We start from the raw sequence: 14,677 nt of genomic DNA, 5'->3' as shown, positions 1-14,677 counted from the left end.
TTACTCCACCACTTTTACCGGGATTGCCTGTAAATCCCATTTCCAGCGCTCAGCGGTCACCGGAACAGGGATCATATCAATACAATCAACCGGGCAAGGTTCAACACACAGATCACAGCCCGTACATTCATCAACCAGTACGGTATGCATTAATTTGGACGCGCCAACTATGGCATCGACGGGGCAGGCTTGAATACATTTGGTACAGCCAATGCACTCATCTTCGCGAATAAAAGCCACACGTTTTACCGCAGGCTCTTGCGCAGCATTTAACGGTTTCGCTTCAACGCCCATCAGCTCGGACAGTTTTTTTATAGTGGCATCGCCACCCGGAGGGCATTTGTTAATGTCATCGCCATTGGCAATTGCTTCTGCATAGGGGCGACAGCCAGGATAGCCACATTGGCCACACTGAGTTTGCGGTAAAATGTCATCAATTTGCTCGACCAAGGGGTCGCTTTCCACTTTAAAGCGAATAGCCGAATAGCCGAGTAAAGCACCGAACAATAACGCCAGTACACCCAGTGCGATGAGTGCGGTAATAATAGTCATACCGATTTCACCAAGCCACTAAAGCCCATAAAGGCCAGGGACATTAAACCTGCGGTGATCATCGCAATGGCCGCACCCTTAAAAGGTACCGGCACATCGGCTGCAGCTAAACGCTCACGCATAGCGGCAAATAAGATCAACACTAACGAAAACCCAGCGGCAGCGCCAAAGCCATATAATGCGGAATTAATAAAATTATGCCGTGCATTAACATTTAATAAGGCCACGCCTAATACCGCACAATTAGTGGTGATCAGCGGTAAAAAGATGCCCAATAACCGATATAAATTAGGACTCGTTTTGTGCACGACCATTTCGGTAAATTGCACGACCACGGCAATCACCAAAATAAAGCTCAGGGTTCGTAAATACAATAGATCTAACGGCGCGAGTACATAGCTGTCAACAAGATAGCTACTGATAGAAGCCAGTGTCAGTACAAAGGTGGTCGCTAAAGACATACCAATGGCGGTTTCTAACTTGCCTGACACGCCCATAAAGGGACAAAGCCCAAGAAATTTAACCAGGACAAAGTTATTGACCAATACTGTACTTACAAGGAGTAATAAAAATTCAGTCATAGGGTTACGTTATAGGGTTCTCAGTGCGTATTATGCCGTTAGCCTGTATGGCATACAACCTGATAAAAGTAAGGGCTTTTGCTATGCAGAAGCCCTTAACTGTAAAACTTTGCTGGCAGCCGCCACACGGCATGGGGTATTACATGGGGCTAGGTTTGCCGATGTAATAGCCTTGGTTGCCGTCAATAAACAACGATTCCAGCATGTGTTTTTCTTCCTGCGTTTCAACGCTTTCAGCAAACACACCCACACCAATGCGGTGTGCTAAATCGATCATTAAACGCATAAAATACTGATTATTTTTATCTTCATTGATATGGCGGGTGTAGCTGCCATCCATTTTCACATAATCGGGTTTTAAATCGCGGAAGAATTTAAATGAGGTAATACCCACACCAAATTTCTCAACGGTAATACGTGAACCGGCACGATGTAGCATGTCGATAAAACGTTTACTGGTTTTCAGATTTTGTTGTAAACCAAATTCGCTGACTTCAAACACCAATTTAGCGGCAATATTGGCATCTTTTAGCAAGCGCCGTTCTAACCAGATCACAAATTGATCATCATGCACACTGCGTGGCGAAAGATTTATACCAAAGTACTGGTCATGCATGCTTTTGGTTTTGATCGTCGTCAAAGAGGTTTCAACAATTAAACGATCAATGGCAATAATTTTGTCCAGTTTCTCTGCCATGGCTAAGAAAGAAGCCGTAGGCAGCGTTTGCTCTTCATGCGTTTTAAAGCGCACCAGAATTTCGGAATAGGCTTTAGCTGCGCGCGAAGACGGCATGATATGTTGAACTAATAACGCTAACCGATTATTTGCGATCACATCGTCAATCACATTACGCCAATTTTGATTGCCGTAACTGTTACCCGCACTGTCTAAGCCACTGCTTTCTTTTTGTAAGTGCCAGGCATTCGGCTGTTTAGTTTGCGCTAAACTGATAGAGGTATCGGCACTGGCCAATAACTCACCTAAGGCTTTGCCATTTTCATAGCTGACTAAACCGGTGTAGGCTACCGAGTCAAGTTCAGACAGTTTTTGAAACTCATTAAAGCGGCTTTGTAATTGCAGGGCAAAGTTTTCTGCTTCTTTAGGTGTCACTTTGGGCATTAAAATACCAAAGTCAGAACCATTTAAACGGAATAATTTGCTATCGCGATAGGTTGCTATTACCCGTTTAAGAATATCTGACACTTCTTTAATGTATTGATCACCCTCATGGAAGCCACGGGTTTGGTTAATACTTTGCAATTCGGTACAGCGGGTAATACCAAAAATACCATAGTTGGCTTGGCTGGTATTAGTAAAATGCTCTTCATAGTTTTGCACAAAGCGATTACGGTTCGGCAGACCTGTCACTGCATCTTTATAGGCTTCTTCTGCAATCAGTTGGGCATCAGCTTTCATTTTTTCAGCTTGTTGCTGGGTATATTGCGTTAACTTGCGTAATGAAATACTGATTTCAGAAAACTCAGCAGGGAGTTCACTGTTTTCTGTTTTTGTTTGTTGATTGTCTGATAAGAACGCCTCGATGGTCTCGTTAACCACTCTAGAGATACGACGATACTTGCGTTGCAAACTGTTTTTGATAATGAGCACTGGCAACATAAACAGAATGAAAGGGCTACCAACCAGCACGAATAAAAAATATTGCATGCCTTTTAAGGTGGCGCGGTGATCTAACTCATAACGCACCAGCACGTCTTGTTGTTCATCTTTGATGGTCACGGTATCGTCTACTTTACCGGCTAGCGCAAAAAGCTGACTAATAAAGCTGGCTTGATAAGCATTATTGCTTTGTTCATATAAAATGGTGCCATCTAAACGGCTGACTTGTAGGCTTTTTAATTTAAAGCTGCGGTCTAGTTGACGGCTTAATGATTTACCATCTGCGGTAACATGGGTTGCGATGGTTTGTTCTATGGCAAGTTTGGCTGTATTTTCTTGTAAAATGAGTTGGTTCTTGCCGTAATAGAGGAAACCAACCAGCAAGACAATTACTAGCAGAGTCGCAGAGACTAACTGTGCTGTAAGTAACGTTCGAAAGTTTTTCATCATTCCTAGACCACCAATCAATATTGCATCCATTATAAAAGCGCAAATGTGGCTTTTATCACGCAACTCACTGTGCCTATTAAAGCAAAAAAATCTTTAAAAATAAATAAATAACACGCAAATGTCAGATTATAAAACACAGGGGGTAAAAGGAGTATAACAGAAAAATTGTGGCTCCCCAGACTGGACTCGAACCAGTGACCTACGGATTAACAGTCCGCCGCTCTAACCAACTGAGCTACTAGGGAACAAAAAGGTATGCAGAGATTTGGCTCCCCAGACTGGACTCGAACCAGTGACCTACGGATTAACAGTCCGCCGCTCTAACCAACTGAGCTACTAGGGAAGGGTGATACATTCGTTGAATATTGCTGTTGGCTCCCCAGACTGGACTCGAACCAGTGACCTACGGATTAACAGTCCGCCGCTCTAACCAACTGAGCTACTAGGGAACAGCATTCAACGGGGCGCAATACTAATGCCACCTTAGGAGACTGTCAACACTTTGCAGAGCTGATTTTTACAGAAGTGGTTTACTTGCATATAGTTTCGCCAAAATGCACATTTTCAATACGAATCGAGGAACGATGACGGGTCATTCAGATGGCAATGACCGCAACACCTTAGCCAATAAGCCTTGTACAGAGTTATCCACGGAAGCTGTGGATAACTCTGTGAATGACTGGTTGCTTAATCGAGCAAAGCCTTGTCATTGCTTAATTTCATCGTGGTCAATAGCTTTGCGATAAAAATTTTTTGTGTTAAATTTCAGTCTCTTATGATTTTTTGAGCGGATTGTGCTTTTTAAGTGCAGTTTTTGTTTACTGCCTGTCCGATCCGCTTGCCATTGTGCACTGTTTTTGTGAGTTTCAGGTCATTCATGCCACTAAACCGGTAATTTGGCTTATTCGACGACGAGCATGGTGCTGACTCGCGCTTTTCTCTACAATAGAGACTGACTTTTCTGACATCGTAAGAAGCAGTTATCTTTGATGAGCACGAATCCACTGTTAACAGCCAGCATGGCTCCCTTATTAAAACGTCTGACTTGGCCAGTGATGGGCGGGATGTTGACGCTAATGAGTTTTAACCTGGTCGATACCTTTTTTATTAGCTTACTAGGAACTCAGCAACTGGCGGCAATCAGTTTTACCTTTCCGGTTACCTTTACCTTAATCAGTTTAGCGATTGGTTTAAGCATTGGTACTTCAGCCATTATTGCCAAAGCTCTGGGGGCAGGGCAAACCGACACGGCGCGGGCCGACAGTTTAGCGGCTTTATGGCTGTCGGCAATTTTAGTCACTATTCTCGCCTTGCTGGGCTATCTTTTGTTAGAGCCGCTGTTTTTTTTGTTGGGGGCGACGCCAGAGATCTTTGCTTATATTGAACGCTACATGCTGATTTGGCTGGCGGGGTCGATTTTATTAGTAACACCCATGGTCGGTAATGCCATTTTACGTGCAGCTGGTGATACAAAAATCCCCAGTCTAGTGATGGCCGGCAGCGGTGTGATTAATGCGATTTTGGATCCGATCCTGATTTTTGGTATTGGCCCTATTCCTGCTATGGGGATCAGTGGGGCTGCCATTGCGACGGTCATCTCTTGGTTAGCTGGCTTTGTGTTTATTTTATATTGGCTCAGTGTTAAGCGCGGTTTATTAACGGCTTGGATATTACCTTGGGGTTTGTTTCGTCAGATCTGTCGTAAAATTTTGCATATTGGTCTACCGGCTGCGGGCGCCAACATGCTCACGCCGGTGGCGATGGCGATTCTCACGGCGATTATGGCATCTTATGGTCCAGAAGCCGTCGCGGCCTTTGGTGTGGGAGCACGGATTGAAAGTATTGCTTCGTTAGTGGTGTTAGCGTTATCGATGACCCTACCACCGGTGATTAGTCAAAACTTTGGGGCATCGCGTTTTGATCGTGTCAAAGAGGCTTATCAGTTATGTTGTCGTTTTGTGATGTTTTGGCAAGCCTGTATTTATCTTATCTTAGCGCTACTGGCTTATCCGATTGCCGCTATGTTCACGGATAATCCGCAAGTCGCCAGTTATTTACGTTGGTTTATCTGGCTGATGCCTTTGGCTTATGGCTTACAAGGCATCATCATTTTAACCAATTCTTCTTTTAATGCGTTGCATTTACCGGCGAAAGCCGTAGTACTTAGCGTGATCCGTTTGTTTGTTTGCTATGTACCCCTTGCTTGGCTTGGCGGCGTTATGTTTGGCGTGGTCGGCATTTTTATCGGATGCATTCTTGCTAATTTGCTCACGGCTGCCGTGGCTTATTATTGGTTTAACCGAGTGCAGCAACGCTATATGTAATAGGAAACACCATGTCACGTGCTTTTGAACTGGTATCAGATTATCAACCGGCTGGCGATCAACCTGGCGCGATCGAAAAGTTGGTCAGCGGCTTAGAAAGTGGCCTAGCGCATCAAACGTTATTAGGTGTCACCGGCTCAGGTAAAACCTTTACGATGGCCAATGTGATTGCTCAAGTGGGCCGACCGACGCTAATTATGGCGCACAATAAAACACTCGCCGCGCAGCTTTACGGCGAGATGAAAGCGTTTTTCCCGCATAATGCCGTCGAATATTTTGTGTCTTATTATGATTATTATCAGCCTGAAGCCTATGTACCCTCGACGGATACCTTTATTGAAAAAGATGCGTCGATAAATGAGCATATTGAGCAAATGCGCCTGTCTGCGACCAAAGCGCTGATGGAGCGTCGTGATGTGGTGATTATCGCATCGGTGTCGGCCATTTATGGTTTGGGCGATCCGCAGTCTTATATGCAAATGCTGTTGCATTTAAAGCAAGGCGATATTATTGACCAGCGCTTTATCTTAAGGCGCTTGGCCGAACTGCAATACAGCCGAAATGATTTGGCCTTTGAGCGTGCCACTTATCGGGTACGCGGTGATGTGATTGATGTGTTTCCGGCAGAGTCGGAAGAGATTGCTGTTCGTATCGAATTATTTGATGAAGAAATTGAACGTATCAGTTTATTCGACCCGCTCACCGGAGCGGTGGAAAAAATTGTGACGCGCTATACCATCTATCCTAAAACGCACTATGTCACACCCAGGGAGACGATTCTTAAAGCCGTAGAGCAAATCAAGGTTGACCTTGCTGAGCGTCGTCAGCAGTTACTCAGTGCCAATAAACTGGTTGAAGAGCAGCGTTTAGCGCAGCGCACGCAGTTTGATATCGAAATGATGATTGAATTAGGCTATTGCTCGGGTATTGAAAACTATTCGCGCTATTTATCGGGCCGTGGTGATGGTGCACCACCACCGACCTTACTGGAATATTTTCCAGACGATGGTTTAATGTTTATTGACGAGTCGCACGTCACTATTTCGCAAATTGGCGCGATGTATAAGGGCGACCGCTCACGGAAAGAAAACTTGGTTAACTATGGCTTTCGCTTACCATCTGCTCTAGATAACCGGCCGCTGAAGTTCGAAGAATTTGAAATGATCGCACCGCAGCGCATCTATGTCTCGGCCACACCGGCGGCTTATGAGTTAGAACACTCTCATGGCGAAGTGATTGAGCAGGTGGTGCGGCCAACGGCCTTGGTTGATCCGATTATTGAAATTCGCCCCGTCGCGACGCAAGTTGATGATTTAATGTCGGAAGCGATGCAGCGCGCTGCGCGACAAGAGCGGGTGCTGGTGACAACCCTGACCAAAAAGATGGCGGAAGATCTTACCGAGTACTTAAGTGAACATGGTATTCGTGTGCGTTATTTACACTCTGATATCGATACCGTCGAGCGCATGGAAATTATTCGTGATTTACGCTTAGGGATCTTCGATGTTTTGGTGGGTATCAATTTGCTGCGAGAAGGTCTGGATATTCCTGAGGTGTCATTAGTGGCCATTCTTGATGCAGATAAAGAAGGTTTTTTACGCTCAGAGCGTTCGTTAATTCAAACCATAGGTCGTGCGGCGCGAAACTTAGCAGGACGGGCGATTTTATATGCTGATCGCATTACCAATTCTATGCGCAAAGCGATTGATGAAACGGATCGTCGGCGCGATAAACAACTTGCCTTTAACGCTGAGCATGGTATTTCGCCCAAGGCGATTCTGAAGAAAGTAGCCGATGTGATGGATCTGGGGCAATCGCCACAAACCAAAAATATTGTATTGCGCCAAGTAGCTGAAACGAAAGCGTTCTTTAAAGGCAAAACGCCTTATCAAATGCAGGCTGAAATTAAACAGCTGGAACAAAAAATGCTGCAACATGCCCGGGATCTCGAGTTTGAACAAGCGGCAGCGCTGCGTGATCAGGTACATAAAATCAAACAGCGCTTACTGGAATTACCAGAAAGCTAAACCCTTATGTTTGTCGCAATCGTTAACGGCGCTTACACGTTTAAGCGCCAATCATCCCAGGCTTGCTGCGCCAGCCGTTCTTGAAAAGCGGGCGCCGCAATGTTAATCAGCGCCTTGGCACGTTCAGTTAAACTTTTACCGCGAAGTTGAGCAATACCGTACTCGGTAACAATATAGTTAACATGAGCGCGGGTGGTAACCACTCCCGCACCGGGTGCCAATAAACTGCTGATGCGTGATACTGTGCCGCCCGCCGCGGTAGCGGGCAAGGCAATAATCGCGCGTCCCCGTTCGGATAAACTCGCGCCACGCACAAAATCCATTTGTCCGCCCACGCCAGAGTAAATTTTGGTGCCCAGCGAATCGGCACACACTTGGCCGCTTAAATCGACTTGTAAAGCGCTATTAATCGCGACCACTTGCGGGTTTTGCCGAATAACCGCGGTATCGTTGGTGTACTCGACATCTAAAAAGACCACTTCGGGGTTGTCATCCAAATAGTTGTACAAGGCTTGAGAGCCCATCGCAAAAGTGGTGACAATTTTACCGCGATGTTTGCGTTTACGCTGATTATTGATGACGCCCGTTTGGATAAGCGGTAGCACCCCATCGGAAAACATTTCGGTATGAATACCTAAATGCTGATGTTGGCCTAAACAGGCTAGGGTGGCATCGGGTATGGCGCCAATACCCAGTTGTAAACAATCGCCATCGCGGATTAAGCTGGCGACATGTTGGCCAATTTGCTGGGTAATGGCATCCAGCGGCACGGGCAAATGTTGCGGTAGCGGGGCGCGGTACTCAACATAACGGTCAAATCGACTCAGATGCACAAAAGAGTCACCATGAGTTCTGGGCATTAACGGATTGATCCAGGCAATCACGCGTTTAGCCATTTGTAGGGCGGCACGCGTTGCTTCTACCGAGATCCCTAAACTGCAGTAGCCATGTTTATCTGGCGGAGAAACTTGAATTAATACCGCATCAAGAGGTTGTTCGCCGCTTCGAAATAATTTGGGAATTTCGGATAAAAATATTGGGACATAATCGGCTAAGCCACATTGCACGGCCTGGCGCGTACTGCTCCCCACAAAAAATGCTCGCTGACGTAAATGACCGCTCAGTTCCGGAGCGCACAATACTTCGCTATGCTCAGTATGTAATTGTAATAAGGTAAGATTGCGCCGGGATAACGCCACTGTGGCTAAAGCGTGCAATAAATAATAGGGTGTTGCCGCCATCGACTGACACCAAATAGTGTCGTTATCTTGCAAAATACTAAGGGCCTGTTCGGCGGTGGTGACGCGCATCGAGAACTCCGTTTTGCTGAAAACTGCTCACTGCACTGGCGCGTGCTTGTTTACATCACTGAGTTGCGTGAGCATGCGCCTTTGCAGAGCAAAGAGGCCATTAACTTAGCACGGGATCACATCCACTGCGACTTGTAATTGATGGGCGCCACTGCCTTGCACTACGCCTTTTAATGGCACCACATCGGCATAATCACGACCAAAAGCCAAAGTTAGATGTTGCTGGCACGGCAATACGTTATTGGTCGGATCAAAATCAATCCAGCCGAGCTCTGGATCAAACACCGCAAACCACGCATGTGAAGCATCTGCGCCTTGCAATCGTGCTTGTCCTGGTGGCGGTTGTGTTTCGAGATAACCACTGACATAGCGACAAGGGATACCATTTGCCCGCAGGCAGCTGATGGCTAGCTGGGCAAAATCTTGGCAAACGCCGCGCCGATGTTGTAGCACCTCGGTAAGGGGGGTGACGACGGTAGTAAAGCCCGGTGTGTAGATAAAATGCTCAAAGATATACTGGTTTAAACATTCTACTAATTGCAACAGGGTTTGCTTAGGGGCGCGTAACGGCGGTAACAGCGCAGCGGTTTCAGTTAAAAACGGAGCGAGCTTACTGGCTTGGCAAAACAGTTTAGCTTGCATGGCCGCGGCTGTTAGGTTGCTATTTAAATAATGCTTTAGCTGTGGTATGTCCACACCGCTGCCGCTGTCGAGTAAGGCACTGTTGTGGCGCGGTAACACTTCAACTAAGGCTTCACTGCATACCTTTAGCTGTTGATGGGGGGGCTGTAAATGAATTAAATGTCGGGTATTACCAAAGTAATCCTGATATTGGCTGATGTGTCCCAGATCGGGCGTTAAACGGACACTGGCCTGGCTGACGTGTTGATAGGGTAATTGCCGTGGCATTAAACACGCGAGGTTGTAACTGTTCGCTACAGCATGTTCGTATTGATATTCGGTAAGGTGCTTGAGCTGGTAGTTCATGACATGGACCAAGGACTGCTTCGATGCGCATGGGTAAAGTAACACAGCGATAATTCGTTCGACAGTTGCCTTAACAAATACTGTAACTGACCAAGCTGGGCGTGCAAGGTTAAACAAGACGGATAATTAGCATCTAATTGTTGGGTACTGACTTGTTCTAATAGTTGGCTCAGCTCCGTGGTCAGCACGGGTAAATGCTGCCGATCCGCACTGGTTAATTCTGGTAAGGCTCGCGTTTGTCGATGTAATCGACTGATTTGATAGCCGACGGAGCGAGGAGTGGTGGTATCGAGTAACAGTAAGTCTAAAATCGCCATCGGGTTGAGCTCTGAGCGGTAGCGCCGTCGATAGGTCATCAAGGTATCGGCCATGCGTAATAAGGCTTCCATCACGCCGGCAGAGGGTAAATCTTGGCTGTAAATACGCTGCAACAATAAACTGGTTTGTAACGCGCGCTCGAGGTGCTGGCCAATATCCATAAAACGCAATGCTTGGGTGCGACTCATCGTTTCGTTATTCAGGCCATAAATCGCGGTTTGTAGTAATACCATCTCATCTAATAAATAAATAATGGTCATGGGCTGCTGTAAGTCTGGCGTTTGTGGCCATTGATAGACGGTAGCTTGTAACTTATCGAGTAACAGCCAGGTATCTTCACTAAAGTACTCACGCACAGATTGCGCGTTGTAAATCAAATTTTTCAGTAAGCCGATGACACTAAGTGGATTACTCGGAGAGAACAATTGCGCCAGTGCAACACTAATGGGCTCATTTACTTTGCGCGGTGGGCTGCCATTGGCCAACAAACAAAAATCGATAAAACAATAGAGCTGTTGTTCAGTTTGAGTAGCTTGAGTCGGGGGCAATAACGGCAGCGCAACCCGCAGTGCCCGAATTAATAAGTTTAAACGCTCGTTATAACGACCTAACCAAAATAAATGCTCAGCGACGCGACTGGGTAGCAAGCCCGCTTCACGTGATAACGGCATTGAATTGTAGCTCGGTTGCAGTAGGGATTCTGTGGGTTGATCCATGCCCAGTACCCAGACATCCTTACTTAACTCTGAGCCATCTTGGGCAATAACCGGTAATTGAATTTGACTCAGCTCACCTAAACGCGCAAAACCGCCAGGCAGCAGCAGCGGGGGGTGATTCGATTGGTACAAACTAAAGGTTCTAAGCACTGCTGGCAATTGCCAAGTTGGGTTTTGCTGATCATAGCAAGGCTGCATGTGTAACGACAATTTTTGCCGCGCGATAAAATCGGCAGGGCGCTGCAATAAGGCACAGGTGTTATCTGCCGCATATTGCTGCTGTGCGGATAGGTCATGCAGTAAAAATTGCTCTGGGTTTTTTAGTACCTGTTGCAAGGGTTGCGTTTCTTTGCACCAATAGGCTTGCACGGTATTGAGCAGCAGCGGCTTTTGCCAGAAGTAATCGGCCGCAGCCGTTAAAAACGGTAACAAGATACCGCTATCCAATAACGCGGTGCCGGGAGGGTTGGCACAAAACAGTTGCTGTTGCCGAATACTGTGTAACAGCCCTGCTACGCCAGCACCTTCACTGTCAAGTTCCAGCGGATCGGTTAAACGATCATCTAAAAAGCGCATCAAGGCACTGACCGGTTGCAAACCACTGAGTGTTTTTAACCAGATGCGTTGTTCGCTAAACATCAGATCGGCACCATGCACCAAAGCTAAGTCGAGATAGTTGGCTAAAAAGGCTTGCTCAAAGTAGGCTTCATCGCGCGCGCCATGAGTTAAGATAGCCGCAATGCCATTGCCTTGTTGCTGTAAAAAGAAACGCAGCTGCCGAAAAAAACCAGACAGATGAGCTTTAGCGCGCAGTTGTTGCAGCTCAGGAATACTCTGCTTTAATGCTAAACGATGTTCTAGCGCAAAACCTAAGCCAGCAGGCGCCTTACAGCTGTCGGCAAAGGCGCAAACCTGACCATGATGATCAAAGCCTAAATCGGTTGCCAGTAGCGGTAGCCATTGTTCAGGTTGCTGCACTAAGCCGGCACTTTCAAACAGAAACTGGGGGTTGGAAAACAGGAGTTCTGCGGGAATAATCCCGCTTTGTACTAACTGTTGCGGCCCATACAGATCTTGCAGGATCAAGGCGAGTAATTGATGGCGCTGCGCGATACCAGCCTGCATCTGTTGCCAATCTGCCGTACTGATTAACCACGGATACAAATCAAGTTTGCGCCCCGGTTTTTGCCAACGATCAAAGTTTGCGCCATTTTCGCGTAGCTGATGTTGAATATCATCATACCAACGGCTACGCAGCGCTAAAGGAAACTTAGCAAACCACGCCAAAAGCTGTTCGGTTGAGCTTGGCGGTGCATTCACTGCTGGCACGGCTACTCCTGCAAGCGCGATGGCGCTAGGCGATTAATGGTTGCTGCTCAGCTGTGGCGATATTGAGCAGAACCTGATGCAAGTCAATAATGCCGGTTTGGATCTGGTCAATCAGTTCATGCAACTGCACAGTACTTAACTCGGTTACTGCTTGCTCGGTGAGCAAATGCTGTAATTGATGTACCTGCTGCAAGATGGCCGGGCTATTCGGTAAGGCTTTGCCTGAGGCCGCGATGCGGTGCAGACAATAACTTACTGAGCGTGGAAAATCGGCATAGCATAACAGATAATCAATTGCATCGGCAGCCGCCCCAGCCAGATTATTGGCGATATAATATTGATAGGATTCCGCTCCGCCCAAGGCATTGAGAATGGAGATCCAACGAAAACGTGGCCGTTTTAACTGCGTGGGTTGTAAGGTTTGCAGCACCATCACGTCCATGATCCGCGTCACCATATCCGCACGCTCTAAATGACGACCTATAGTAAAAAGATCAAAAGCATCACCGCGTAACATGACGCTATCTAAGGTGCCAATGACCATTTGGCAACGACGACTGATTTCGGTCATCAATTGATAGCGCTGCTGGCGACTGACTGTTTCCACACATTGTTGCTGGACGAAACTGTCGAGTTTGTTTAGCTCTTCCCACATATCACGCGGCAGTAATTGTCGAATTGTTCGGGCGTTATAACGTAACTGACTGCAGGCATTACGGATAGAAACGGGGCTGTCGATATTGCTGATCAGGTGTTGCATCACCACTTGTTCAATTTGCGCTAATTGTTGCCGATTTTGATGCTCCAAGCCATAACTGGCCAGTACCTTCGCACTGTCTTGTCCCATCACCTCGAGTAACACCGGCCAGCCAAACTCAGTATCTTTATGGCTGTCGATCAGTAAGTGGCTGGTGGCATTGACTAAACGAGCAGTATCGTCGAGCCGTTCTAAATAACGGCCCAACCAAAATATATTTTCTACGGATCTTGCTAACATTGCTTAGCCCTCATCATTGATGATCCAGGTGTCTTTACTACCGCCACCTTGTGAAGAATTAACGACCAAAGAGCCTTTGGTCAGTGCGACACGGCTTAAACCGCCAGTGGAGCAATACAACTCGGCACCCTGTAAAATAAAGGGGCGAAGATCTAAATGGCGTGGTTCTAACATCCCCTCACAAAGCGTTGGTGCCGTTGACAGGTTGAGTGTGGGCTGGGCAATAAAATTACGTGGGTTGGCTTTAATGGCCATGGCCATCTCATCGCGCTCGCTTTGGCTGGCACGAGGGCCAATTAAAATACCGTAACCGCCAGACTCGTTTGCGGGTTTCACCACCAGCTTATCTAAATTGGCTAACACAAAGCTGCGTTGCAAGGGATCTTGGCACAAGTAGGTTTCGACATTTTGTAGCAGCGGCTCTTCACCTAGATAATACTGAATAATCTTCGGCACGAACGAATAAATCACTTTATCATCGGCCACCCCTGACCCCGGTGCATTGGCAATGGCCACCAAGCCTTTGCGCCAAACGGCAATCAATCCTGGGATCCCCAACACGGAATCGGGTCTAAAGGCTTGCGGATCGATAAAAATGTCATCGATTCGTCGGTAAATCACATCAACTTGGCGTTTGCCACGCAGCGTTTTTAGCCAGACACGGTCATCTTCAACGAATAAATCATGGTTTTCAGCCAACTCTACGCCCATTTGTTGTGCTAAAAAGCTGTGTTCAAAGTAAGCTGAGTTATAAATACCGGGCGTAAGTACCACGATGCAGGGCGGGACATGTTCTCCTCGTGGCGATAATGATGCCAGCATTTGCCATAATTGCGCGGGATAATCATCTACCGGCACAATAGTAGAGTCGGCGAACAATTCGGGAAACACGCGTTTCATCACGGTGCGGTTTTCCAGCATGTAAGATACCCCTGATGGTACTCGTAGGTTATCTTCTAACACTAAAAATTGGCCTTGCTCATCACGCACCAAATCGGTGCCACAAATGTTTGCCCAGACACCATGGATCGGTGATACGCCCTGACATGGTGCAAGAAAGTTTTTAGAGTCGAGTATTAATTCTGCCGGCACAATGCCTTGTTTGAGGATTTTCTGCTCGTTGTATAAATCATCAATAAACAGATTAAGTGCAGCTAAGCGTTGTTTTAAACCGGCGCTAGTGCGTTGCCATTCTGAGCTTGGGATGGTTCGTGGGATCACATCTAATGGCCAAGCGCGGTCGATATTCGCCCCGTCTGCATACAAGGTAAAGCAGACCCCCATATCGCTAATTGTTTGATTTAGTTGTAGTTGTCTTTTGCACAGTTCTAAATCACCATGTTTAGCAATAAAGCGGGCAATCGCAGAGGCAGGCGGTCTGGCACTACCATCGGTAGCGACTAATTCATCAAAACAATTTTTTAAAAGGGGGTAGCGGCCCCCGGTAAAATTTTCCAGACTCATGCAC

10 protein-coding genes and 3 tRNA genes are annotated in these 14,677 nt (G+C 46.8%); 2 read left to right on the top strand and 11 right to left on the bottom strand.

The features are described 5' to 3' along the window. The 6 genes from rsxB to ACUJFL_RS11775 form a co-directional block, all read right to left on the bottom strand. The gene (rsxB, locus tag ACUJFL_RS11800) at positions 1–552 is read right to left on the bottom strand and encodes an electron transport complex subunit RsxB (RefSeq protein ID WP_226750050.1); all 552 of its coding nucleotides are present in this window, start codon (positions 550–552) and stop codon (positions 1–3) included. After that, a complete protein-coding gene (rsxA, locus tag ACUJFL_RS11795) occupies positions 549–1,133 on the bottom strand; it encodes an electron transport complex subunit RsxA (RefSeq protein ID WP_226750049.1) in 585 nt (194 codons plus the stop codon). Before rsxA ends, rsxB begins: the two co-directional genes overlap by 4 nt. Positions 1,134–1,272: 139 nt before the next feature. After that, entirely contained in the window at positions 1,273–3,201 is a 1,929-nt protein-coding gene (locus ACUJFL_RS11790; RefSeq protein ID WP_445427586.1) for an EAL domain-containing protein, read from the bottom strand. Between the two features lie 168 nt (positions 3,202–3,369). Further along, positions 3,370–3,446 (bottom strand) — tRNA-Asn (locus ACUJFL_RS11785). 21 nt (positions 3,447–3,467) lie between these two features. Beyond that, a tRNA-Asn gene (locus ACUJFL_RS11780) sits at positions 3,468–3,544 on the bottom strand. A gap of 29 nt (positions 3,545–3,573) precedes the next feature. Beyond that, positions 3,574–3,650: transfer RNA gene (locus ACUJFL_RS11775), tRNA-Asn, on the bottom strand. 540 nt (positions 3,651–4,190) lie between these two features. Here ACUJFL_RS11775 and ACUJFL_RS11770 point away from each other — a divergent pair. After that, the gene (locus tag ACUJFL_RS11770) at positions 4,191–5,525 is read left to right on the top strand and encodes an MATE family efflux transporter (protein WP_445427585.1); all 1,335 of its coding nucleotides are present in this window, start codon (positions 4,191–4,193) and stop codon (positions 5,523–5,525) included. A gap of 11 nt (positions 5,526–5,536) precedes the next feature. Further along, positions 5,537–7,552 (top strand): excinuclease ABC subunit UvrB, encoded by a 2,016-nt coding sequence (gene uvrB / locus ACUJFL_RS11765; RefSeq protein ID WP_445427584.1) that lies wholly within the window; start codon positions 5,537–5,539, stop codon positions 7,550–7,552. A 32-nt stretch (positions 7,553–7,584) separates the two neighbouring features. Here uvrB and ACUJFL_RS11760 read toward each other — a convergent pair whose 3' ends face one another. From ACUJFL_RS11760 to ACUJFL_RS11740, 5 genes are all read right to left on the bottom strand, one after another. After that, on the bottom strand, positions 7,585–8,862 hold the full coding sequence (locus ACUJFL_RS11760) for an acetyl-CoA hydrolase/transferase family protein (protein ID WP_445427583.1): 1,278 nt from the start codon (positions 8,860–8,862) through the stop codon (positions 7,585–7,587). Between the two features lie 105 nt (positions 8,863–8,967). Then, on the bottom strand, positions 8,968–9,849 hold the full coding sequence (locus tag ACUJFL_RS11755) for a transglutaminase family protein (RefSeq protein ID WP_226750044.1): 882 nt from the start codon (positions 9,847–9,849) through the stop codon (positions 8,968–8,970). After that, positions 9,846–12,212: a circularly permuted type 2 ATP-grasp protein gene (locus ACUJFL_RS11750; RefSeq protein ID WP_445427582.1), complete on the bottom strand. Its 2,367-nt coding sequence runs from the start codon at positions 12,210–12,212 to the stop codon at positions 9,846–9,848. Before ACUJFL_RS11750 ends, ACUJFL_RS11755 begins: the two co-directional genes overlap by 4 nt. Before the next feature lie 25 nt (positions 12,213–12,237). Then, positions 12,238–13,209 carry an alpha-E domain-containing protein gene (locus ACUJFL_RS11745; RefSeq protein ID WP_445427581.1) on the bottom strand — a complete coding sequence of 324 codons (972 nt, stop codon included), beginning with the start codon at positions 13,207–13,209 and terminating at the stop codon, positions 12,238–12,240. A gap of 3 nt (positions 13,210–13,212) precedes the next feature. Continuing rightward, positions 13,213–14,673, bottom strand: a complete 1,461-nt coding sequence (locus tag ACUJFL_RS11740; RefSeq protein WP_445427580.1) for a circularly permuted type 2 ATP-grasp protein — start codon at positions 14,671–14,673, stop codon at positions 13,213–13,215. Positions 14,674–14,677: the final 4 nt, after the last annotated feature.

Source organism: Alishewanella sp. HL-SH05, from assembly GCF_052655985.1.
The sequence above is the reverse complement of the archived record's forward strand: the minus strand, read 5'-3'. Positions and strand labels throughout refer to the sequence as shown.

Bases quoted from the DNA above. Each gene is read 5' to 3' on its own strand.
- rsxB (WP_226750050.1), bottom strand. From the start codon at position 552: ATGACTATTATTACCGCACTCATCGCACTGGGTGTACTGGCGTTATTG.
- rsxA (WP_226750049.1), bottom strand. From the start codon at position 1,133: ATGACTGAATTTTTATTACTCCTTGTAAGTACAGTATTGGTCAATAAC.
- ACUJFL_RS11790 (WP_445427586.1), bottom strand. From the start codon at position 3,201: ATGATGAAAAACTTTCGAACGTTACTTACAGCACAGTTAGTCTCTGCG.
- ACUJFL_RS11770 (WP_445427585.1), top strand. From the start codon at position 4,191: ATGAGCACGAATCCACTGTTAACAGCCAGCATGGCTCCCTTATTAAAA.
- uvrB (WP_445427584.1), top strand. From the start codon at position 5,537: ATGTCACGTGCTTTTGAACTGGTATCAGATTATCAACCGGCTGGCGAT.
- ACUJFL_RS11760 (WP_445427583.1), bottom strand. From the start codon at position 8,862: ATGCGCGTCACCACCGCCGAACAGGCCCTTAGTATTTTGCAAGATAAC.
- ACUJFL_RS11755 (WP_226750044.1), bottom strand. From the start codon at position 9,849: ATGAACTACCAGCTCAAGCACCTTACCGAATATCAATACGAACATGCT.
- ACUJFL_RS11745 (WP_445427581.1), bottom strand. From the start codon at position 13,209: ATGTTAGCAAGATCCGTAGAAAATATATTTTGGTTGGGCCGTTATTTA.
- ACUJFL_RS11740 (WP_445427580.1), bottom strand. From the start codon at position 14,673: ATGAGTCTGGAAAATTTTACCGGGGGCCGCTACCCCCTTTTAAAAAAT.